The organism is Roseibium sp. (genome assembly GCF_048260565.1).
Lineage (GTDB): Bacteria > Pseudomonadota > Alphaproteobacteria > Rhizobiales > Stappiaceae > Roseibium.
Genome location: NZ_JBLXGP010000011.1, coordinates 72,941 through 94,120 on the forward strand (window position 1 = coordinate 72,941; position 21,180 = coordinate 94,120).

21 protein-coding genes are annotated in these 21,180 nt (G+C 62.6%); 9 read left to right on the forward strand and 12 right to left on the reverse strand.

What is annotated here, in order from left to right; genetic code table 11:
- Window positions 1–5 precede the first annotated feature (5 nt).
- From ACN0SO_RS20015 to ACN0SO_RS20030, 4 genes are all read right to left on the reverse strand, one after another.
- Window positions 6–590, reverse strand: a complete 585-nt coding sequence (locus ACN0SO_RS20015) for a BA14K family protein (RefSeq protein WP_417680497.1) — start codon at window positions 588–590, stop codon at window positions 6–8.
- A 98-nt stretch (window positions 591–688) separates the two neighbouring features.
- A complete protein-coding gene (locus ACN0SO_RS20020; protein WP_417680498.1) occupies window positions 689–1,438 on the reverse strand; it encodes a metallophosphoesterase family protein in 750 nt (249 codons plus the stop codon).
- A gap of 4 nt (window positions 1,439–1,442) precedes the next feature.
- Window positions 1,443–2,771, reverse strand: a complete 1,329-nt coding sequence (purB, locus tag ACN0SO_RS20025; RefSeq protein WP_417680499.1) for an adenylosuccinate lyase — start codon at window positions 2,769–2,771, stop codon at window positions 1,443–1,445.
- Between the two features lie 75 nt (window positions 2,772–2,846).
- Window positions 2,847–3,380, reverse strand: coding sequence for a hypothetical protein (locus ACN0SO_RS20030; RefSeq protein ID WP_417680500.1), 534 nt, complete (start codon window positions 3,378–3,380; stop codon window positions 2,847–2,849).
- Between the two features lie 204 nt (window positions 3,381–3,584).
- Between ACN0SO_RS20030 and ACN0SO_RS20035 the strand changes: the two genes are divergently transcribed.
- Complete coding sequence (locus ACN0SO_RS20035) at window positions 3,585–3,929, forward strand: hypothetical protein (RefSeq protein WP_417680501.1); 345 nt, start codon at window positions 3,585–3,587, stop codon at window positions 3,927–3,929.
- Window positions 3,930–3,998: 69 nt separating this feature from the next.
- Here ACN0SO_RS20035 and rpe read toward each other — a convergent pair whose 3' ends face one another.
- The 3 genes from rpe to ACN0SO_RS20050 form a co-directional block, all read right to left on the reverse strand.
- A complete protein-coding gene (rpe, locus tag ACN0SO_RS20040; RefSeq protein WP_417680502.1) occupies window positions 3,999–4,670 on the reverse strand; it encodes a ribulose-phosphate 3-epimerase in 672 nt (223 codons plus the stop codon).
- Window positions 4,671–4,792: 122 nt separating this feature from the next.
- Window positions 4,793–5,536, reverse strand: coding sequence for a DUF2259 domain-containing protein (locus tag ACN0SO_RS20045; RefSeq protein ID WP_417680503.1), 744 nt, complete (start codon window positions 5,534–5,536; stop codon window positions 4,793–4,795).
- A gap of 57 nt (window positions 5,537–5,593) precedes the next feature.
- The gene (locus ACN0SO_RS20050; protein ID WP_417680504.1) at window positions 5,594–6,559 is read right to left on the reverse strand and encodes a sodium:proton symporter; all 966 of its coding nucleotides are present in this window, start codon (window positions 6,557–6,559) and stop codon (window positions 5,594–5,596) included.
- Between the two features lie 116 nt (window positions 6,560–6,675).
- On the opposite strand from ACN0SO_RS20050, the gene ACN0SO_RS20055 reads away from it, so the two are divergent.
- A complete protein-coding gene (locus tag ACN0SO_RS20055) occupies window positions 6,676–7,926 on the forward strand; it encodes an NAD(P)/FAD-dependent oxidoreductase (protein WP_417680505.1) in 1,251 nt (416 codons plus the stop codon).
- On the forward strand, window positions 7,923–8,840 hold the full coding sequence (locus tag ACN0SO_RS20060; protein WP_417680506.1) for an AEC family transporter: 918 nt from the start codon (window positions 7,923–7,925) through the stop codon (window positions 8,838–8,840). Before ACN0SO_RS20055 ends, ACN0SO_RS20060 begins: the two co-directional genes overlap by 4 nt.
- Before the next feature lie 54 nt (window positions 8,841–8,894).
- Here ACN0SO_RS20060 and ACN0SO_RS20065 read toward each other — a convergent pair whose 3' ends face one another.
- On the reverse strand, window positions 8,895–9,374 hold the full coding sequence (locus ACN0SO_RS20065; RefSeq protein ID WP_417680507.1) for an Lrp/AsnC family transcriptional regulator: 480 nt from the start codon (window positions 9,372–9,374) through the stop codon (window positions 8,895–8,897).
- Window positions 9,375–9,521: 147 nt separating this feature from the next.
- Here ACN0SO_RS20065 and ACN0SO_RS20070 point away from each other — a divergent pair, with 147 nt between their 5' ends.
- Window positions 9,522–13,034 (forward strand): indolepyruvate ferredoxin oxidoreductase family protein, encoded by a 3,513-nt coding sequence (locus ACN0SO_RS20070; protein WP_417680508.1) that lies wholly within the window; start codon window positions 9,522–9,524, stop codon window positions 13,032–13,034.
- Between the two features lie 135 nt (window positions 13,035–13,169).
- On the opposite strand, the gene ACN0SO_RS20075 is transcribed toward ACN0SO_RS20070, so the two are convergent.
- Entirely contained in the window at window positions 13,170–14,174 is a 1,005-nt protein-coding gene (locus ACN0SO_RS20075; RefSeq protein ID WP_417680509.1) for a P1 family peptidase, read from the reverse strand.
- 68 nt (window positions 14,175–14,242) lie between these two features.
- Complete coding sequence (locus ACN0SO_RS20080) at window positions 14,243–14,815, reverse strand: flavin reductase (protein ID WP_417680510.1); 573 nt, start codon at window positions 14,813–14,815, stop codon at window positions 14,243–14,245.
- 275 nt (window positions 14,816–15,090) lie between these two features.
- Here ACN0SO_RS20080 and ACN0SO_RS20085 point away from each other — a divergent pair, with 275 nt between their 5' ends.
- The 5 genes from ACN0SO_RS20085 (at window position 15,091) to ACN0SO_RS20105 (ending at window position 18,687) form a co-directional block, all read left to right on the forward strand.
- Window positions 15,091–16,191: a branched-chain amino acid ABC transporter substrate-binding protein gene (locus ACN0SO_RS20085; RefSeq protein ID WP_417680511.1), complete on the forward strand. Its 1,101-nt coding sequence runs from the start codon at window positions 15,091–15,093 to the stop codon at window positions 16,189–16,191.
- Between the two features lie 149 nt (window positions 16,192–16,340).
- Complete coding sequence (locus ACN0SO_RS20090; RefSeq protein WP_417680512.1) at window positions 16,341–16,850, forward strand: L,D-transpeptidase; 510 nt, start codon at window positions 16,341–16,343, stop codon at window positions 16,848–16,850.
- Window positions 16,851–16,877: 27 nt separating this feature from the next.
- Window positions 16,878–17,165, forward strand: coding sequence for a GIY-YIG nuclease family protein (locus ACN0SO_RS20095; protein WP_417680513.1), 288 nt, complete (start codon window positions 16,878–16,880; stop codon window positions 17,163–17,165).
- A 444-nt stretch (window positions 17,166–17,609) separates the two neighbouring features.
- The gene (locus tag ACN0SO_RS20100; RefSeq protein WP_417680514.1) at window positions 17,610–17,975 is read left to right on the forward strand and encodes a CidA/LrgA family protein; all 366 of its coding nucleotides are present in this window, start codon (window positions 17,610–17,612) and stop codon (window positions 17,973–17,975) included.
- Entirely contained in the window at window positions 17,968–18,687 is a 720-nt protein-coding gene (locus tag ACN0SO_RS20105) for an LrgB family protein (protein WP_417680515.1), read from the forward strand. The genes ACN0SO_RS20100 and ACN0SO_RS20105 overlap by 8 nt, the downstream gene beginning before the upstream one ends.
- Here ACN0SO_RS20105 and ACN0SO_RS20110 read toward each other — a convergent pair.
- Together ACN0SO_RS20110 and ACN0SO_RS20115 are read right to left on the reverse strand one after the other, a co-directional pair.
- Complete coding sequence (locus ACN0SO_RS20110) at window positions 18,684–19,904, reverse strand: vWA domain-containing protein (protein ID WP_417680516.1); 1,221 nt, start codon at window positions 19,902–19,904, stop codon at window positions 18,684–18,686. The genes ACN0SO_RS20105 and ACN0SO_RS20110 overlap by 4 nt on opposite strands.
- A gap of 323 nt (window positions 19,905–20,227) precedes the next feature.
- The gene (locus ACN0SO_RS20115; protein ID WP_417680517.1) at window positions 20,228–21,166 is read right to left on the reverse strand and encodes an AAA family ATPase; all 939 of its coding nucleotides are present in this window, start codon (window positions 21,164–21,166) and stop codon (window positions 20,228–20,230) included.
- Between the last annotated feature and the right edge of the window lie 14 nt (window positions 21,167–21,180).

Genomic DNA, 21,180 nt, shown 5'->3' on the forward strand with positions numbered 1-21,180 from the left:
GACGCTTACGGCCAGTACGGCGACCGGCAGGCCTTGCGTGGGCCGTGATAGGGCTGGAACGTGTTGTCGTAAGCCCGATAGGACCGGTACTTGCGATGGCACCAGTTGTAATGTGCCTGGCTCAGGCCGCGGGGCCGGTAATTGGGGTATGAAGGGTAATTGTAACCCGGGCCGATGATCGTACCGAACGTGAAGGCGCCAAGCGGAAACCACCAGCCGTTATACTGGCGATAACCGCGCCTTGGATGGCGGTAGCCGCGATGGCCGTTGTAGTAGGTATTGCCGTTGTGCCTGTAAAAACCCTTGTTCGAGCGGTAATGCCGTTGGGAACGGTCAACCCTTTGGTCGCGGTTCGTCCTCGGGGGACGGTATTGTTCGGAAAACTGCCTTTGGGACGGACGGTTTCCGTAGACTTGCGGCCCTTCGGTCCGGCGGTTTCCAAGGTACTGAACTGTCGTTACGTTTCCACCGGCGGCACTGGCAATATTGGGTTTCGCTTGCAGGAACGGCAGGGCCTGCGCCGGGCCGGCGAAACCGGTCGCGGCGGCGAGATAACCGGCAAAACCGGCTTTCAGGATCTTAAGTAACATAACTGTCCTCCGTCATAGGCCCCACAGACCGAACGTTTAGAGGACATTGTTGCGGGAAATGAGGCGGGTCTGTCATTGACCTGGAACAAAAGCTCCGATCAGGACAGCGGACCGTAGAAACCGGTGCGCAGAGGGCGGGCCCAGTCGGGTCGTCCGTTCCGCTCCGCCTCAAGGGCGGCCTTCCCCCAGTCATAGGGAAGGATCTTCGCTTCAAATAGCCAGCCGGCTGCTGTTTTCGTCATGGTGGCGTAGCGGGCGTGGGGGCTGCCGGCCTCGGATTTGTGCGGCGCCGGAGCATCGTCGAAATAGCCCGGAAGGCCGACGCTGCCCGGGTTGAGAATAGTCTGGCCGCTTCCGGCAAGATGGATGAGCCGCGGAATATGGGTGTGGCCGCAACAGATGACGGGAGCCGCTTCACCGCAGAGGCGCCCGGCAATGTCATCTTCGTCGGCCATGCGGATGCGGTCGCCGTCGATCCGCTCGGTCAGGTAGGTGTTATCGTCCTCCGGCGTGCCGTGGCAAAGCAGGATTTCGTCGGTGAGACGGATGACGGGGGACAGACCTTCGAGCCATGTCAGGCTTTCCGGCGACAGATGGTCGTAGGTGAAACTGTCCGTGCGGTTTTCCGGCGGGATATTTCCCGCCGCCACCACCCGGTCGTGGTTGCCGCGCACCGTCATCCAGCCCGTTTCGCGCAGGATTGCCGCCGTTTCTTCCGGCCACAGGGGGCCGGAGACGCAATCGCCGAGGTTCACGACAACGTCGGGCGCCTCGTGCCTGAGATCGGCAAGAACCGCCTCAAGCGCGAGGGCATTCCCGTGAATGTCGGCGATCACGGCGATCTTCATGCGCTCAGCTTTCGCCGAAGACCCGCTTGAAGATCACGTCGACGTTCTTGGTGTGGTAGCCGAGGTCAAAACGGTCGCGGATGTCGTCTTCCGACAGGTACTTGCGCACGTCGGCATCGTTGAGCAGTTCGCTCTGGAAATCGACGTCGGAGGATCCGGACACCTGGTAGCTTTCCCAGACCTTCATGGCGTTGCGCTGGACGAGCCGGTAGGCGTCCTCGCGCGAGCAGCCGGCCTGGGTCAGCGCAAGCAGGATGCGCTGGGAATGCACGAGGCCTCCGAGACGGTCCATGTTGCCGATCATGCGTTCCGGATAGACCAGCAGCTTGTCGATGACGCCGGTGAGGCGGGCGAGCGCGAAGTCGAGGGTGACGGTCGTGTCCGGGCCGATCATGCGTTCCACGGAGGAGTGCGAGATATCGCGCTCGTGCCACAGCGCCACGTTTTCCATCGCCGGGGTCACCGCCATGCGCACCAGACGGGACAGGCCGGTCAGGTTTTCGGTCAGGACCGGGTTGCGCTTGTGCGGCATCGCAGACGAGCCTTTCTGGCCGGGAGAGAAGTACTCTTCGGCTTCCAGGACCTCGGTGCGCTGCAGATGGCGGATTTCGACTGCGACGCGCTCGATCGACGAAGCGATCACGCCAAGGGTCGCGAAATACATGGCGTGGCGGTCACGCGGAATGACCTGGGTGGAGACCGGTTCCGCCGTCAGGCCCATCGCCTTGGCGACATGTTCTTCCACACGCGGATCGATGTTGGCGAAGGTGCCGACGGCGCCGGAAATGGCGCAGGTGGCGATTTCTTCGCGGGCATTCCGCAGGCGGGTGCGGCAGCGGTCGAATTCGGCATAGGCTTCCGCCATCTTCAGGCCGAAGGTGACCGGCTCGGCGTGAATGCCGTGGGAGCGGCCGATGGTGACCGTATCCTTGTGCTCGAAGGCCCGGCGCTTGATGGCGGCAAGCAGAGCGTCCATGTCGGCCAGCAGAATGTCCGTTGCCCTCACGAGCTGGACATTGAAACAGGTGTCGAGCACGTCGGAGGAGGTCATGCCCTGGTGGACGAAGCGGGCGTCCGGGCCGACGATTTCCGCCAGATGGGTCAGGAAGGCGATGACGTCGTGCTTGGTTTCGCGCTCGATCTCGTCGATCCGGTCGATGTCGAAGGTGGCCGGGCCGCCCTTGTCCCAGATGGTCTTGGCGGCCTCTTTCGGGATCACGCCCAGTTCGGCAAGTGCGTCGCAGGCATGGGCCTCGATTTCGAACCAGATGCGGAATTTGGATTCAGGCGACCAGATAGCGACCATGTCCGGCCGCGAGTAGCGCGGGATCATCGAGCGTCCTCGTTTTGAGAAAATCTGGCTGCCGTTTACCAGACGCCTCGTGATCCCTCAATGGAGAGCCGCGAATTATTGCCTTTTGCGCTCGATCGGTGCCGTCGCGTAGTCCCAGGCGGCGGCCAGTGCGAGCGGCAGGCCCCAGGGGAGCAGAAGCATCGCGCTTTCGACCATGAAAATGTAGGCGGAGCCCGCGCCGGTCATCAGCATCTCGACGACTCCGTGGATCGCCAGGATATCGCCGTGCGATGCCGCATAATATGTGCGGAACTGCAGGAAGTGGAACAGGGCTGCCATGCCGACAGTGCCGGTAATCAGACCGAGAAACATGGCGGCGAAGCGCGCGCTCGGCTGGGGCCGGAATCGACCGGCAAAGGCGGCCAGGGCCCGGGCGAACAGGGCGCCGGCGAAAGACCCGAGGGCGAACAGGAAGACGACGTCGATCGTTCGGCTGGTCACGCCCTGATAGGACAAGGCAAGCTGGATCGTGACGAGACCGGTGATCAGCAGCGACCAGATCAGAGAAAAACCGAAGGCCCTGATAGGGAGCCACTGGTTCCCCGCTCGGATCCGATTGCCGATTTTCAGTGAGGTCGAACTGACCACGGTCCTGCTATCTCCTGATGTGTGACTGGGGACCGTGCCAGCAAAAGATTGAGAAAGCCTTGGCGTTACGTAACGCAAGATTTCTTCGAGCCTGTTTACGGGATGTTCGGGTCCGCCGTGCTTGAAGGAGGGGCAAACCCGTTTTCTGAGGCCTGTGCACTTCCACCGCTCAGGTCCTCCGATCTTCAAAAGGATATCGACTTTATGACGTTCAAAATGACCGCCGCGGCCGGAAGCCTGTTCTTGACCATGCTTGCAGGGCAGGCGCAGGCAGCCGATGTCGACTTCGCCCGTTTTCTGGCGACCCCGGCGGGCGCCTCGGGCGTTGCTGCGGCCGTCGCCGGGCTGGGTAAATGCGACACGCCGCTGTCCTGGGGCTATGCCTATGACGAGGCGCTCGACCGGGAGAACACCGATCACCTGTTTGCGGCCTGCCAGTTCGATCCCGACTGGGAAGAAGGCGAAGAGCTCTACGACAAGAGCGTCATTGCGAAATTCATGTTTCTCGAAGGCCAGCCTTATCTGGAAAGCCTGACCTATCTGCCGTGAGACGCACCTCTCGCCTCATGCCGGGAACTGCCCGCGCATGAGGCGCATGGCTCGCACAGGCGGTCGCGCTCAGGCCTCTTCAGCGGCCTTGCGGATGGCGGAAATGTTGGCGGCGTAGCTGTCCACCGAGCCGCCTTTGAACACGGCGGAACCTGCGACGAGCACATTGGCACCGGCAGCGGAGACCAGCGGCGCGGTTTCCGGCGTGATGCCGCCGTCGATCTCGATGTCGATCGGCCGGTCGCCGATCATTGCCTTGATCCGGGCCGTCTTTTCCACCATGGCCTGAATGAACTTCTGACCGCCGAAACCCGGGTTGACGGTCATGATCAGGATCAGATCGAGCCGGTCGAGCACATATTCCAGGACATTTTCAGGCGTTGCCGGGTTGAGCGACACGCCGGCCTTTTTTCCGAGTGCACGGATGGCCTGCAACGAACGGTCCAGATGGGTGCTTGCTTCCGCATGGACGGTGATGATGTCGGACCCGGCCTTGGCGAAAGCTTCCAGATAGGGGTCGCACGGCTCGATCATCAGATGGGTATCGAACACCTTGTCCGTGTGCGGGCGCAGCGCCTTGATCACGTCCGGACCGAAGGTGATGTTGGGAACGAAATGGCCGTCCATCACATCAAGATGGATCCAGTCCGCGCCCGCCTCCACGACGTCGCGGACCTCCTGTCCGAGCTTGGAAAAGTCGGAAGCGAGGATCGAGGGGGCAATGATGATGTCGCGGGACATGGCAGGCTCCGGAAAAAGGCCGGCACCGCTCGGGTGCCGACAGCAATTCATGTTCCCGCGGGCGCTATCACGCTATTCGGGCAGGGGCAAGTCGCTGACGCGGCCTGACGCCGGAGAACCGGTCAAAACCGGCCGGTTATCGCCAGATAACGGCCGTCAGGACCTTCGAAACCATGGGTCTGCATGAGAATCAGGGCCGCAAAGACCGGCGGTCCCGCATCCGGGTAACGGGTGATCACCCGTTCGATCCGGTAGGACAGCGGACAGCCCCGGCTTTCGGGAAGGTCCTTGTCCTCGTTTAGAACCCTGGCCATTCCCTGGTAGAGCATGGTCAACCGGAAACCCCTGGTCTGCGCGCCGTAGCTGGCGCATTTGCCGGCTTCCAGCGGGTACTCCTCGATGGAAAACTCCATCGGATCGTCAAACGCGGGGACAGCAATACGCGGATTGACGACCATGAGATGCGGATCCGCACTCACTTCGGTCACCGGATTGGCACCGACCGTTTGCCCGGGATAGTCAATGCCGTCCAGCAGGCCGGAATCGTGTGCGGCCTGGATCGCCACGTGTCTCGTGTCCCCCAGGATCGTGTCCTGATCGATACCGTCCGGCACATTCTGTTCGACGAACTTGAAAGGGGAGGGCTTCACCCAACTGTCTTTCTGGACGTCGATCACGAAGACTTCCGAATAGGGAAAACCGGATCCGTCCTGAATGCCGTATTGTTCGAATGCGAAACGTCGTCCGTCCTTGGAAAAGCCGATAATGTCGATATCGGCGAAATCGCCGGCATGAACCGTAGATACAATGGTGGTGGCCAGCAAGGTGCCGAAAACGGCGGCGCAGGCTCGACTGAAAATTCCCATAAATCAAACTCCTGTGTGCCCAGGACGGGCGCACGTTACGCATTATTTCGGCGAATGTCAGGTGGCTTTTTGGGCTTCGGTCAATGAATACCATTGCCCGAAGGGTTTGAGCATCAGGGGGAGCATGTAGATCGGCAATTGGCCGAGCGCGAACCAGAGCCAGGTGAACTCGGGAACCGTGCCGCCCAGGGCCGCAACCATCAGTCCCAGGTTCCGGTTGCCGGCGGAATGGGCGATCACGAAGGCATCCGCACGCGAGGCGGGCCGGAACACCAGCAGGGTCAAGCCGATCTGCGCAAAGGCAACGACGAAGGTGAGGCCCGCGATCGCGACGGTGAAGAGGGGCCGGTCCGCGAAGGTGGCTGCCACATTGTCCATGGCTGCGACCGCGAAAAAGAACAGGAGCAGGACGTTCAGACCGTCGATCTGGGACTTGTAGCCGACGATCCGCGCCCTGCCGATGACGAGGCGGATGAGTGAGGCAACCAGGAACGCTCCGCCGAGCAGGAGGAACAGCCGCAGAGCAAGATCCGGCGCGCTGATCGGCAGCACACCGTTCAGGATCAGACCGCCCATCAGGGGGGCGGAGACCGGTGTCAGCAGGACGCACGCGATCAGCACCGTGAGGCTGAGGGCGCCGTCGAGCCCCATCAGGTAGATGAAGGCGGGCGCGGACATAACCGAGGGCGCGGCGGTTACGATGAAGATGGCAAGCGTGAATTCCGGGCCGATGCCGGTCAGCCCGAAGACGTGCAGAAGCAGGACGGCGATCGCGGGCAGCCCGAGCATCATCCAGGCGCCGGCGCCGACGAGAAGGACGGGACGTTTCAGCCGGCTGCGGACGGCCTCCGGGGCGACGCGCAGGAAGGCAAGCACCAGCAGCACGAAGACGGTGTGGGAGAGCCAGGGCCTAGCATAGGCGGACCAGGACGGCAGCGCCATCCCGACGAACAGGCTGGCCGCGACCGCCACGGTTCCGCGTCGTCCAAGCCATCCGAGGGCGGCCAGAGGCAGGTTCAGCATTAAGGGTCCGTCCTTTGCGGGACCGGATCGCAATTCTCGGTCCCCGTACTCAAAGTATATGGATTTTCTTGTTTTTAAGGTATGAGCGGAAAGGAAGGAAAATCCAAGAGGCGGTTTTGCATCAGGTCGATGTCATTGTGCTCGGTGCCGGGATCGCGGGTGTGTCCAGCGCGGCTCACCTGCGCCAGCGCGGCCTTGATGTGGCCCTGATAGACCGGCGGCATCCGGGTGAGGAAACGTCTTTCGGCAATGCCGGCATTATCCAGCGCAGCGGGTTCTGCCCGTTTCCCTTCCCGACCGATCCGGCGGTTCTGTTCGACATCGCGCTGAAACAGTCCACGACTGTTACGTATGATTTCGCGACGCTTATCCGTCTGGTTCCCTGGCTCTTTCGCTATCGCCGGTTTTCCAATACGGCCCAGGCCGTGCAGGAATACGCAAAGGCCATGGCGCCGCTCAAGGCGCTGGCCCTGGACGAGCACAAGGCTCTGGCAAAATGGGCGAATGCGGAACGCTTCTACCGCAAGAGCGGCTGGCTGCACGTCTACCGATCGCAAAAAGGCGCTGCGGCCGGCGAGGTGGAGCGCCATTTCGCCCGGATCTACGGCGTGGAGTACCGGGAGTTCAGCGGCGGCGACATCAACTCCGTGGAGCCGGGTCTGATCAGCGACGGGCTGTTCGGGGTCTATTGGCCGGAAAGCGAATCGGTATCCAACCCGGCGGCGGTAACCGACGCCATCTGGCGCAGCTTCATTCAGGACGGCGGGCGGTTCTTCACCGGAAACGCCCTCGGACTGGAGCGCAAGCGGAACGGCTGGTACCTGCGGGCGGAACGCAGCGATATCAGGGCGGCGCAGGTGGTTGTCGCCCTGGGGCCCTGGTCCGGCGATTTCCTGAAGAAAATGGGCGAAAGCTATCCGCTTGCGGTCAAGCGCGGCTATCACTCCCATTTCCGTCCGGCCTCCGGCGCGTCCCTGTCCCGGCCGGTCGTCGATGTGGAGCACGGCTTCGTCCTGACCCCGATGGAACGGGGCATCCGGCTGACGACGGGGGTCGAGTTCGCCGACCGCGATGCACCGCCGTCGCAGGGGCTGATCAAGATGGCGCGAAAGCGGGCGGAGGAAATTTTTCCTCTTGGCCGCCAGATCGACAACGAACCCTGGCTCGGCAGCCGGCTTTGCCTGCCGGATTCGCTGCCCGTTGTCGGCGCCTCGCCGGAAAATCCGGGGCTTTGGTACAATTTCGGTCACGGGCATGAAGGGTTCACCCTGGGGCCGGTGACGGCGCGGATGCTGGCGGAACTGATGACCGGCGAGAAGCCTTGCGCGAACGCAAGCCCAGTTTCACCTTTGAGGTTCATTGCATGAGCCTCATTCTGGCTGCGCTGCAGACCGCGATCCTGCCGGTCTTTGCGGCACTTGCGCTCGGACTGGGACTTGGCTGGCGCGGCGTTCTCACCCGGGCCGACGCCACCTCGATCAACAAGTTCGTCATTCTGGCCGCGCTTCCGGCTCTTCTGTTCGGTCTGGTGGCCCGGGCGCCGCTCGCCGAATTCGATCTCAAGATCGTCCTGATCTATCTCCTGAGTGAAGTCCTGATGTACGGCCTCGGCTTTGCTGTCGCCTGGCGTTACTTCAAACGTCCCGTTCTGGAAGCTCTGCTGATCGGTATGGCGTGCTGCTTCGCCAACCACGTCTTCTTCGTCTTTCCCATTGCCCAGGAAGCCATCGGTCCGGAAGCGGCTCTGCCCGTTGCCGCGGTCATGGCCGTCGATGCCGTCGTGCTTTACGGGACGACGATCCTGCTTCTGGATGTGGTCAGTGCCGGCAGCGGGTCTCTGGTCAGGATCGCGAAACAGATCGGCAGCAATCCACTGATTCTTTCCCTGGCCGCCGGCGTCCTCGTGAATTTCTCCGGATTGGAGCTCCATGCGGGACTGATCCGGTACGTCGATTTCGTCGGAGCCGCCACGGCCCCGTCAGCCCTGTTCGCGCTGGGCGTGATGTTGTCCGCGGTCCCGCTGAAACGGATCGAAGGCGCCGTGGCAATGGCCGCCCTCATGAAGGTCCTGGTTCATCCGCTTGTCTATTTCGCGCTTGTGGGTCTTGCCGGCGGAAGCGATCCGGTCTGGCAGCACTCCGTGCTTCTGGTCGCCGCCGGTCCCTGCGGCGCCATGCCCTTCGTCCTCGCATTGCGCTATGGCATCGATCCGACGGTGATCATGAAGGCCATCCTGTTGTCGACGGTGGCGTCCGTGTTCACGCTTGCCTTCTTGCTGTGAAGCGTCCGGAGGATCGCGGCCCTTGGTTTTGTCCGGTGAGGTTTTATCGTGCGCTCAGCTCTCGCGCAGGGGCAGGGCGACGGTTTCCTTGACGGTGCTGACCACGATCCTCGACTGGACGTCGGAGACGAGCGTGTTGTCGAGCAGCTTGAGGCGCAGGAAATTGTCGTAGGTCTTGATATCGTCGGTAATGACCTTGATAAGATAGTCAACGGCACCCGTGATGCGTTCGCAGGTGACCACTTCCGGCCAGTTGTGAACCAGGCGGTCAAAGGTCTCCATGTTCTCCCGGCTGGGGACCGCCAGTTTCACGAAGGAATAGGCGACAAATCCCAAACCGACCGATTCCCGGTCGATGATTGCCGTGATTTGCCGAATGATGCCTTGTTCCTTTAACTTCTTGATTCGACGCCAGCATGGTGTCTGACTCATGCCCGCTTCCTTCGCGATCTCGGCGATAGACAGAGAGGCGTCGCGTTGAAGGGCCTTGAGAACCCTGATATCTGATGGATCGAGAAGATAATGTTCGGGCATCGGCGCTTTGGGGAATAATTACGCGTTTCTTCGTGGATTGAAGGTCACGATAGCACAGAAATTGTCATCGAAAAGGATGATATTATCCTCAGCGAAGACGAGGCCCGGACAGGCCACGGACGCGGTTACCGGTTAGGAGGGAAACGGATGAATGTTTATGTGCCGACTGTCACGCTGGACGACAAATACGTCGCCACGAGTGGCCAGGTTTATCTGACAGGCATACAAGCACTGGTCCGTCTCCCCATGGATCAGGCGCGGTTCGACAAAATGGCGGGGTTGAAAACCGGCGGCTTTATCTCCGGTTATCGCGGGTCACCGCTCGGCGGCTATGACACCGAACTGGTTCGCGCCAAACGTTTTCTGGATCCCTATCACATCGTCTTTCAGCCCGGCGTGAACGAGGAACTCGGCGCGACGGCCGTGTTCGGCAGCCAGAAGCTCCACGGGCCGGGCCGGCATTCCGGCTATGACGGCGTTTTCGGGATCTGGTACGGCAAGGCGCCCGGCGTCGACCGCGCGGGCGATGCGCTGAAGCAGGCCAATGCCGCCGGCACCCATCGCCACGGCGGGGTCCTGGCGCTGGCCGGCGACGACCATCTCGCCAAATCCTCCGTTCTTCCGGGGCAGAGCGAATTCATGTTCGAGCACATGGAAATGCCTGTGCTCAATCCGTCCGACCTTCAGGACGTTCTCGACTTCGGTCTCCACGGCCTGGCAATGTCGCGGTTCTCCGCACTGTGGTCCGCCCTGATCTGTGTCGCCGATACGATGGACGCTTCGGCGACGATCAACGTTTCCGACGACCGGCTGAGCTTCGTGTTCCCGCAAGAGAGCGATCCGCGCAAGGATTATCATCAGAACCGCGATCTTCTGCTGGCCAACCGTCTGGAAACCGAGCGCCTGCAGCGCGAATTGCGCCTCCCTGCCGCACAGGCCTATGTGCGCGCCAACCGACTCGACCGGGCAACCTTCGGCGCGACCTCCCGCGTTCGGCTCGGTCTGGTCGCCACCGGCAAGGCCTACAGGGACCTGCGCCAGGCACTGGACCTGCTGGGCGTGAGCGAAGCGAAGGCGCGGGAGATCGGTCTTGCCGTCTACAAGGTCGCCATGCCCTGGCCGCTGGAACCGGAGGGGCTGGGCGAATTCGCACGCGGTGCGGAACACCTGCTGGTCGTGGAACACAAGCGGGCCTTCCTGGAGCCCCAGATCAAGGAAGCACTCTATCATTGGCCGGCGTCCGAGCGTCCCGAGATCTGGGGCAAACGCCGCCCGAACGGCGCGCCCTTCCTCTCCGATGTGCTGGAACTCTCCATTGCCGAGATCATCCAGGCGCTGATTTCCTGGCTGCCGAAAGACGTGGTTACGGATGAGATGCACCAGGTGGCCGAGCGCATGAACAAGCAGGTCATGTGGGCGCAGGGCCATGCCGAACGGGCGGTCCGTTCGCCCTATTTCTGTTCCGGCTGCCCGCATTCGACCTCCACCGTTGCACCGGAAGGCGCCCGCGTCATGCCCGGGATCGGCTGTCACGCCATGGTGGAAATCGCCGGCCGGACTTTGGAAGGCCAGATCGCCATGGGGGCCGAAGGCATTCTCTGGATCGGACAGAAGGATTTCTCCGACGACAAGCACGTCTTTGCCAATATGGGCGACGGCACCTATTTCCATTCCGGTATAATGGCGATCCGCCAGGCGGTCGCCGCCAAGGCGCCGATCACCTACAAGATCCTGTTCAACGACGCCGTGGCGATGACCGGCGGACAGGCGGTGGACGGACAGCTGACCGTGCCGCAGATCACGCAGCAGATGGCCGCGGAAGGGGTTCAGCGCATTGAGGTGCTCAGCGAAGACCCGGACCGTTACGGCTCGTGGAGCGACCTGGCTCCGGGCGCCAGCGTGCATCACCGCGATCACCTGATGGAAATCCAGAAGGACCTGCAGACCTATCCGGGCGTGTCCGTCATCATCTACGACCAGACCTGTGCCGCGGAAAAACGCCGTCGGCGCAAGCGCGGCCTGATGGAAGATCCGGACAAGCGGCTGTTCATCAACGACCGGGTCTGCGAAGGCTGTGGCGATTGTTCCGTTCAGTCGAACTGCCTGTCGGTGGAACCGCTGGCGACGCCTTACGGCGAAAAGCGCCAGATCAACCAGTCGAGCTGCAACAAGGACTTTTCCTGCGTGAAGGGCTTCTGCCCGTCCTTCGTCGAGATCGAGGGCGCGGCCCTGCGCAAGGCGGAAAAGGCCGATGTCGATATCGACAGGATCCTGGAAACGTTGCCGGAGCCGGAACTGGCCGGCCTGGAACGCACCGTCAACCTGCTGGTCGCCGGTATCGGCGGCATGGGCGTAACCACGGTCAGCGCCATTCTCGCCATGGCGGCCCATCTGGACGGCAAACATGCCTCCACGCTGGACATGACCGGCCTGGCGCAGAAGGGCGGCCCCGTGACCTCCCACGTCCGGTTTGCGGCCGGTGACAAGACCATCGAGGGACCGCGGGTGCCGACGGCCAGCCTCGATGTGCTGCTGGCAAGCGACATGGTCGTGGCGACAAACGCGGAACAGCTGGGTATGGCCAACCGCGAGGCGACCAGGGCCTTTGCCAACACGCGGATTGCGCCGACGGCGGAATTCGTCATGCGCCAGACGCTCTCCTTCGACGAGATTCGCATGGACAAGGCGCTGAAGGAGGCCTCGAAAGCCTATCTCGGAATGGATGCGGCCGGGATTGCCGAAAAGCTCCTGGGCGATGCCATCTATGCCAACATGATCCTGGTCGGTATGGCCTACCAGTCCGGCGCGCTGCCGATTTCGGCTCAGGCCATCGAGGGTGCGCTGCGCCTGAACAAGGCCGCCGTGGACTCCAATATCCAGGCCTTCCGGGCGGGACGTATCCTGGCCGCTCAACCGGAGCTCATTCTCGACCACTTGCCGAGGGACGTGGAGGCACCGAAGCTGAGCCTCGACGAACAGATCGAGGCCTATGTGCGCGAGCTGACCGCCTATCAGGACGCCGGTTACGCACAGCGTTTCAAAACCACGATCTCGAAGGTCCGGGAAGCCGACGAGGCCAAGGGTCCGGGCACGTTGCGGCTGACGGCAACGGCCGCCGATATGCTCTACAAGGTGATGGCCTACAAGGACGAATACGAGGTCGCGCGGCTCTACTCAGATCCGGCCTTCAAGCGGAAAATCGCGGAGCGGTTCGAGAATCCGCGCAAGCTCAAGATCCATCTGGCGCCGCCACTGATCGCCCACCACAAGGACGCACGCACCGGGCGGCCGGAAAAGATCGCCTTCGGGCCGTGGATCTTTACCGCCTTCAAGCTGATGTCCGCGTTCAAGGGCATTCGCGGCAAGTGGTTCGATCCCTTCGGTCGGACCGCGGAGCGCAAGGCCGAGCGTCAGCTCGTGCGGCAGTATACCGAGGATCTGGCCACGATCGCGAACCGGCTGGAAACGGCAAACTACGGCCTTCTGGTCGAACTTGCCCGCGTACCGGACATGATCCGGGGTTTCGGCCCGGTCAAGGACGCCAATATGGCCAAGGCTGCCGAAAAGCGGTCGGCTCTGCTTGATCGGCTCGAGCGCGGCTCCGGTGGCGGCAATGACGGCGACAGCGCGTCCAAGGACTATCTGGAAGCCGCCGAGTAAGGGTCCCAGGCGAGCCGTTTGTCATCAACGCTGTTGATTGATCTCTTCGGCTCGTCATTCCAGACAAATGCAGCGAAGCTGCGTGCAGATCTGGAATGACGAAGTGGTTAGGGTTTTGTCCCGAAAGGTTGCCGGCTACTTTCTGAACCGCGATTGCCAGGTCGGGACCGGATCGTCCGAAGCGGCCTGCGCATGATAGATGCCGCGGGCAATGGCGCGGGCGAGACAGGAAGCCGCCGCTGCGCCGATCTGAACCATGTCCTCCAGGCCGCGTTCCAGTTTCCTCTGGCCGGTCGACATGGCAAAGACGAGGTCCCCGTCGAGCGGGGTATGTGCGGGCCACAGCGCGCGGGCCAGCCCGTCATGGGCCATGACGGCCAACCGCTTAGCCTCGGATTTGGTCAGCACCGCGTCGGTCGCCACCGCCGCGATGGTGGTATTGGCGCCTGCCTTCAGCCCGTCGAGCTTGGTCCGGACGGAAACGGCTTCGGGCGGCAGCGGGTACGGCAGGCCGAGGCCGCCGAATTCGTCGCCGATCTCGAAGGGAGACGCCCAGAAATGGGCCGTGTCGCCCACGGTGGCCCGGCCGAGTGCGTTGACGGCGACGAGCGCTCCGACCGTGACGCCGTTTTCGAGAACCTTGGAGGCCGAACCGAGCCCGCCCTTCAGGTTGGCCGTTGTGGCGCCGGCCCCGGCGCCGACGGAACCTAGGGCGAAGTCTTCGCCGACATTGTCGAGGGCGGCGCGGCCGAGATCCCGGTAGGGCGCGGCCTCGCCCCAGCCCTTGTCGCCGCCGTTGAGCAGGTCGAACAGGATGGCGGTCGGAACGATGGGCACGCGCACCGGGCCTACGGCGAAACCGCGTCCGAGTTCGGCCAGCCGGCCCTGGACGCCGGCTCCGGCATCGAGGCCGAAGGCGGAGCCTCCGGCAAGGACGATGGCATCGACCTTGTCGACGGTCTGTTCCGGCTCCAGCAAGGCGATTTCCCGCGTGCCGGGCGCGCCGCCATGAATGGCGACGGAAACGACGGCCGACTCGTCCGGCAACAGCACTGTCGCGCCCGATTTCAGCGCCGGGTCTTCGGCATTGCCGACCTTCAGGCCAGGGACGTCGGTGATCAGGTTTCGGGGGCCGGGCATGGCGGGTTTCTTTTCGAAACTGGTTGTTGGGGAACCAGTCTAGACCAGTCAGCGGCGAATGTTGGGATTTATTTCGAGACGCTGTGATAGCCGCGGCGGATATAGACCAGCGAGTGGTCCTCATCGCTCATGCGGACGTCGGCGACGGTGCCGATGATGACCGAATGGGTGCCCATCTCGGTGACGCTGAAGACCTCGCAATCGATGCTGAGGCTTGCATCCTTCAGGCCGGGACATCCAGTGGCAAGCGAGGTCCATTCGGCCATGGCGAACCGGGCGTCCATGTCGAGATTACCGCGTCCGGCGAAGGCGTCGGAAAGGGGCTGGTGGTTCGGCTGCAACGTGTTGACGCAAAAGACCCGGTTCTTCAGGACCGCAGCGTGCACCCGGCTCGACCGGTTGACGCAGACCAGAATGCTGCATGGATCGTCGGAGACCGAGCAGACCGCGGAAACCGTTGCACCGAGCCGTCCGGCTGCGCCATCGGTCGTCAGGATATGAACCGCGGTGACGATCCGGCTCATGGCCTCGCGGAAATGAGCGCTATCGAGCGTCGCATAGCTGTCCCCCGGAGCGCCCGGCTTCTGGGGAGCGTTTCCGGTGCCGGCGGCTTTGGTCGTGGCGGCAGTCTTCAAGGCCAAAAAGAACGTTCCTTTCTGCTGGCTCCCTGACGTCCGGTGTCGCGTGAAGGAACCTTTTCCAAGAATATAGGTGGGAATTGGTGAAGGACACGTTTTTGCGGAGGCAAAATATTCGGATTACGGCAGGGAGCGTGCCTTCGAAGGTATCAGCCGGGGATGGTTCAGGTCTGGCGAAGGCGCTCTAATCCGGAAGATGACAGAAAATATATCCAAACCGCCGTTTGCATCGTGTACCAATTGGTCGGGACTGACAGGGAAAGCTGAAGCGCCAGATGATGAAGACATGGATTTTGGCAGGTGCGGCCGCAGTAGCCGGCCTGGCTCTCACCGGAGCGGCCCGCGCCGATATCGTGATCGCGACCGCAGGTCCTATGTCCGGCCAGTACGCCCTTTTCGGAGAGCTGATGAAGGCCGGGGCTGAACAGGCGGTTGCCGACATCAACAAGGCAGGTGGCGTCAACGGCGAGAAGCTAGTGCTGGAAATTGCCGATGACGAGTGCGACGCGGAAAAGGCCGTCGCCATCGCCAACCAGATGGTCGGGAAGGGAGCGGTCTTCATGGCGGGGCATTTCTGCTCGGAACCCTCAATCGCGGCCAGCGCCGTCTATGCCAGGGAAGGCATCGTCGAGATGTCGCCCGGAGCGGGTAATCCGAAATACACCGACGAGCGCCCCGGTCCCGGCATTTACCGGCTGGGCGCCCGGGAGGATCAGCAGGGCAAAACGGTGGGGGCTTTTCTTGCCGAAAATTACAAGGGCAGGAACATCGCCATCCTGCATGACAGTTCGGTCTACGGCAAAGGGCTGGCGGATGCGGCCAAGGCGGTCATGAACGATGCGGGCGTGTTCGAAACACTCTATGAAGCCTATACGCCCGGCGAAAAGGACTATTCCCAGCTGGTATCCAAGCTGAAGGGTGAGGCGGTCGATGCGCTGTTCATCGGTGGCTTTCCGGCGGAAGCCGGTCTGATCAAGCGCCAGATGGTGGAACGCGGCATGAAAACGGTGCTGGTCTCCGGCGAGGCGCTGCTTTCCGATGAATACTGGGCGATAGCGGGGCCGGCGGGCGAGGGCACGCTGGTGACCTATTACCCCGATCCGCGCAAGATCGAGGCGGCCGGTCCGGTCATTGCGGAACTGGAGAAAGCGGGACAGCCGTCGGAGCGCTACGCACTCCTCACCTATGCCGCGATCCAGATCTTCGCCCGCGCGGCGGAGGCCGCCGGGTCCACCGACTTCAAGTCGCTGGTCCGTGTGATTGATGACGGCGACTTTTCCACGATCCTCGGTCCGGTCTCCTTCGACGCCAACGGCGACTCCTCTCTGCCGGGCTATGTCTGGTACGAGTGGAAGAACGGCAAATACGATTACAAGTAGTCGTTTCCTCAGGCGTTGAGCGGCAAGCAGTCGGCCTCATCCGCCAGGAGCTGCGGTCTTAACCTTTCGGAAAGAATTTTTGGAAGGGCTCTTTTCTTTCCTGCCGCGCGCAATAGCATTGTCCCCATTGCTCCGGGGATGGATTTGTCATGCGTATTGCTCTGGTGTTTTCCGCCGTTCTGGCGCTGCTCGTCAGCCTTGTTCCGACTGTTTCAGACGCCGCCGAACTGGTCGGTTTTCACAATCGCAGCGTCCGGCCCGGTACCATCGTGATCAAGAATTCCGAAAAGCGGCTTTACCTCGTTCTCGGCGGCGGCCGCGCAATCCGCTACAAGGTTGCGGTCGGCAAGCGGGGCAAGGTCTGGACCGGCCAGACCTTTATCGACGGCAAATATGTGAAACCGGCCTGGTCGCCCTCGGCGGAAGTGCACCGCGATCATCCGAACCTGCCGGACGTGATCGCGGGCGGTGCGCCGAATAACCCGATGGGAGTGGCGGCCCTGACGCTTAACGGCGGCAAATATGCCATCCACGGCACCAACCGGCCCGGCTCCATCGGCCGCGCCGTCTCCTACGGCTGCATCCGCATGGCCAACTCCGACATCACCGATCTGTTCCAGCGCGTCGGCATCAGAACGCCGGTGATCGCGGTGCCTTGAGGCTGCTACGGGATGCAGCCTTCACCAATGGCTTATTTCGTCTACATTCTCGCGAACCGTCAGCATGGAACCCAATATACAGGGGTGACCAACGATCGGGCACGCCGGGCCTGGGAACATCGGGAGAAACACAATAGCGGCTTCACAAGTCGGTATGGCGTTTCCCGGCTCGTCTATTACGAAACCCATGAAGACGTCTCGGCGGCTATCCATCGGGAAAAGCGGATCAAGAAGTGGTCCAGGGCCATGAAGATCCGGATGATCGAAACGATGAACCCGGACTGGGAAGACCTTTACGACACGTTGAATACCTAGCGGTGAGGTGGATTGGATCACCCGGACTTCGCCGTGTGATGACACTGTATGTGTGGCTAGTTCCTGCCGCTTCCCCCCGGTGTCATTGCCCGGCGAAGTCCGGGCATTCTACTCGTCTTCAAGATATTGCGAGGTAAGTCAGTTTCCCGCTGTTTTTCCCGCAGACGGAACAATTTGACGCGGGTGCGGTGTGTTGTTCCGAATCCTTCTTTCTCTATCTTGAATGCGGTGGTCGAGTTGGTTCGCTGCGCCCTTTGGGACCGGTGACCGACAAACCAAGAAGGACAGCCGGGTTCCGCCCGGTCTGGAAGGTCCGCTTTTGCCGGGTGCCCCCAAGCTCGGCGAGGGCGGGCTTTCGTCTTTTCAGGCCGAGCGTATTCCCGCGCTTGCCTTGGGCCGCAGGCCGCTACACTCTTCGTGAAAACGGATTCCCGGGGAGCGGCCATGGTTTTCTATCTCACCCTGATCTTTGCCTGCCAGCTTGCGGGTGAACTCCTGAAGGCAGCACTGGAGCTGCCGGTGCCGGGGCCGGTTATCGGCATGGTGATCCTGTTCGTGGGACTTGTGATCAAGGGCGGGATACCGGACGGGCTGGCAAAGGTCGGCGATGCCTTCCTTGGCAATCTCTCGCTGCTGTTCGTGCCCGCCGGTGTCGGCGTCATGCTGCATATCGCCCTGATCGGCGAACAGGCGCTCGCGATCACGCTTGCCCTGGTCGGCAGCACGCTGGCGACCATCGCGGTGACCGCCCTTGTCATGAGTATTTTCGGGAGGGGTCGTCAGGAAAACGCGGAGAAGACCGATGGGTGAAGGCCTGCGCGATATCTGGGTCTATCTCGCCGCCAGCCCGCTGCTGGCACTGACGCTGACGCTGGCGGCCTATCAGATGGGCTTCTGGATCTACCGGAAGGGCCGGCTCAACCCGCTGCTCAATCCGGTGCTGATTGCCGTCATCGTCCTGGTCGCGATCCTGACGGTAACGGACACGTCCTATGCGACCTATTTCGAGGGCGCGCAATTCGTCCATTTCCTGCTCGGCCCGGCAACCGTGGCGCTGGCCCTGCCGCTCTATCGGCAGATCGAGCGGGTGCGGAAATCGGCGCTGGCAATCACGGTCAGCCTGCTTGCCGGCTCGCTCACGGCCATTATCAGTGCGGTTGGCATTGCCTGGGCCTTCGGCGCGAGCGATGAAATCCTGGTGTCGCTGGCGCCGAAATCGGTGACGGCTCCGGTCGCCATGGGCATCAGCGAACAACTCGGCGGCCTGCCGTCGCTCACCGCCGTTCTGGTGATTCTGACAGGTATTCTGGGCGCGGCGCTCGGGCCGCTGCTGCTCAATCTTCTGAAGGTAAAAGACATGGCCGCCCGCGGTCTTGCGATCGGCACGGCCTCTCATGGCATCGGCACCGCGCGGGCGCTGCAGGTCAGCGAGGTGGCCGGCGCCTTTTCCGGCCTTGCCATGGGCCTGAATGCTCTGGCGACCGCGATCCTGCTGCCGCTGTTGTGGAACTGGCTGTTCTAACCGGCCTTCAGCCAGCGGCGCGGATCGGTCCGGAAGGACGCGTTGCCATCGCCGCTGAGCGCCTTGACCAGATCCGCGACGGCGTCGAGCGAATGGGCGGCGCGGAACTCGTCCACATGGGGCAGCATGGCGCGGATGCCTTTGGCCTTCGCCTGGAAGCCGTCGAAACGGAGCAGGGGGTTAAGCCAGATCAGACGGCGGCAGGAGCGGTGCAGCCGGTCCATTTCGCGCTCCAGATCCTCGTCCGTGTCCCGTTCCAGCCCGTCGGTGATCAACAGCACGGTCGGGCTGCCGGAAAGCACACGTCGCGACCAGACCCGGTTGAACTCGCGAAGCGCGGTGGCGATGCGCGTGCCGCCGGACCAGTCGTCGACGCCCTCGCTGCAGGCTTCCAGCGCCTCGTCCGGGTCTTTCATGCGCAACTGGCGGGTGACGTTTGTCAGCCGCGTGCCGAACAGGAACGTGTGCACGTCGCGCCGTTCCTCGGTCATCGCGTGCAGGAAATGCAGGAGCAGGCGGGTGTACTGGCTCATGGAGCCGGATATGTCGCAGAGCGCGACCAGCGGCGGGCGCTTTTCGTGAGCGCGGCGAAACTTCAGGTCGATGATGTCGCCGCCGGCGCGCATGGAGGCGCGCAGCGTCCGGCGCGGATCGATCCGCCCGCGCGGTGCCGGCTTGAGCCGCCGCTGGCGGATCTTGTCCAGCGGGATCGCGAGGTCGCGCAGCGCCTGCTTGGCGTCCGCGATCTCGTCCGCCGTCATCTGGGCGAAGTCCTTGGTCTGCAGCAGTTCCTTACCGGAGACGGTGAACTTGGCATCGACCTCCACCTGAGGCCGGGTTTCCTCTTTCATGCGATCCTGGGCCGCCTGGAAAGCCTGGGAGACGCGGGTCTGGCCGGCCTTGGGCTTTTCCGGCGCGCCGCGCGGCGGGGCGACGGGAGACAGGATCGCCAGCATCTTTTCGATAAGCCCGCGGCTCTGCCAGTAGATACGGAAGGCCTCGTCGAACAGCACCCGGTGCTCGCGCTTGCGCACGAACACCGCATGCAGCGTCCAGTAGAGGTCCTCGCGGCTGGAAATGCCTGCGATCTCGACGGCGCGCACCGCATCGACCACGGTTGCCGGCCCCGCCGGCATGCCGGCCTTGCGGAGCGTGCGGGCGAAATGGACGATATTGTCGACGATGCGGCCGTCCGCGCCTTGGGGCAGGGTGGTCATGGAAGCGTCCCATCCGCAAAGATGACCTGAGATTGGGGCAAAGCCTTGCCCTTCGCACCCGTCTCCCCTTCAAGGGCAGGGGAAACGTCTTTGACTGAAAGTGTTGGCCACATGTTCCAAGTTACCTCTCCCATGGGGAGAGGTCGGAGCGAAGCTCCGGGTGAGGGGATTGAGTCTGTCCGTATCCTTGAGAGGTATGTTCCCCTCACCCCAACCCTCTCCCTATGGGAGAGGGAGCTGGGTTTTGTCAGCCGCAATTCATCGGCCCTCAAGGGGGGAGAGGGGGGCAAGTGGTTTGATCGTCCGTCCATTGCCATGCTCGCTCAGACCGCCGGCATGGCCGGGGATTTCGGCTCTTCCTTGCGGATGGCCTCGATCATCTGGCGGGTCTTGGAGCCGCGCACGCGTTCGATGTCGTCCTGGTATTTCAGCAGAACGCCGAGGGTGTCGGAGGCGACATCCGGATCGAGTGCCATGGCGTCGAGTTCGCTCAGCGCCGTGGCCCAGTCGAGGGTTTCGGCAACACCCGGCTGCTTGAACAGGTCCTCGTCGGCGCGCAGCTTCTGGACGAAGGCGACCACTTCCTGGCTGAGGCGGTCGGCAGCACCGGGAACCTTGCGGCGGACGATCTCCAGCTCGCGTTCCGCATCCGGATAGTCGACCCAGTGGTAGAGGCAGCGGCGCTTGAGGGCGTCGTGGATCTCGCGGGTCCGGTTGGTGGTGATGATGACGATCGGCGGTTCGGCGGCCTTGATGGTGCCGAGCTCGGGAATGGTCACCTGGTTGTCGGCCAGCACTTCCAGCAGAAAGGCCTCGAAAGCCTCGTCCGCCCGGTCGAGTTCGTCGATCAGGAACACCGGCGCGCCATTGATATGGGGTTCAAGGGCCTGCAGCACGGGGCGCTTGATCAGGAAGCGTTCGTCGAAGATCGACTTGGACAGTTCCGTGTGGTCGGTGTCGCCGGAGGCCTCAGAGACGCGGATTTCCACCATCTGGGCCGGATAGTTCCACTCGTAGACGGCGGAGGCCACATCGAGACCCTCGTAACATTGCAGCCGGATCAGGTCGCGACCCAGGGTCTCGGACAGGACCTTGGCGATTTCCGTCTTGCCGACACCGGCCTCGCCTTCCAGGAACAGCGGGCGCTTCATGCGCAGGGACAGGTGCAGCACGGTTGCCAGCGACCGGTCGGCCACATAGCCGGCACTTTCCAGAAGCGTCAGGGTTTCGTCGATGGAAGCGGGCAGGGGATGTTGGGTCATCGGGTATCGCTCGT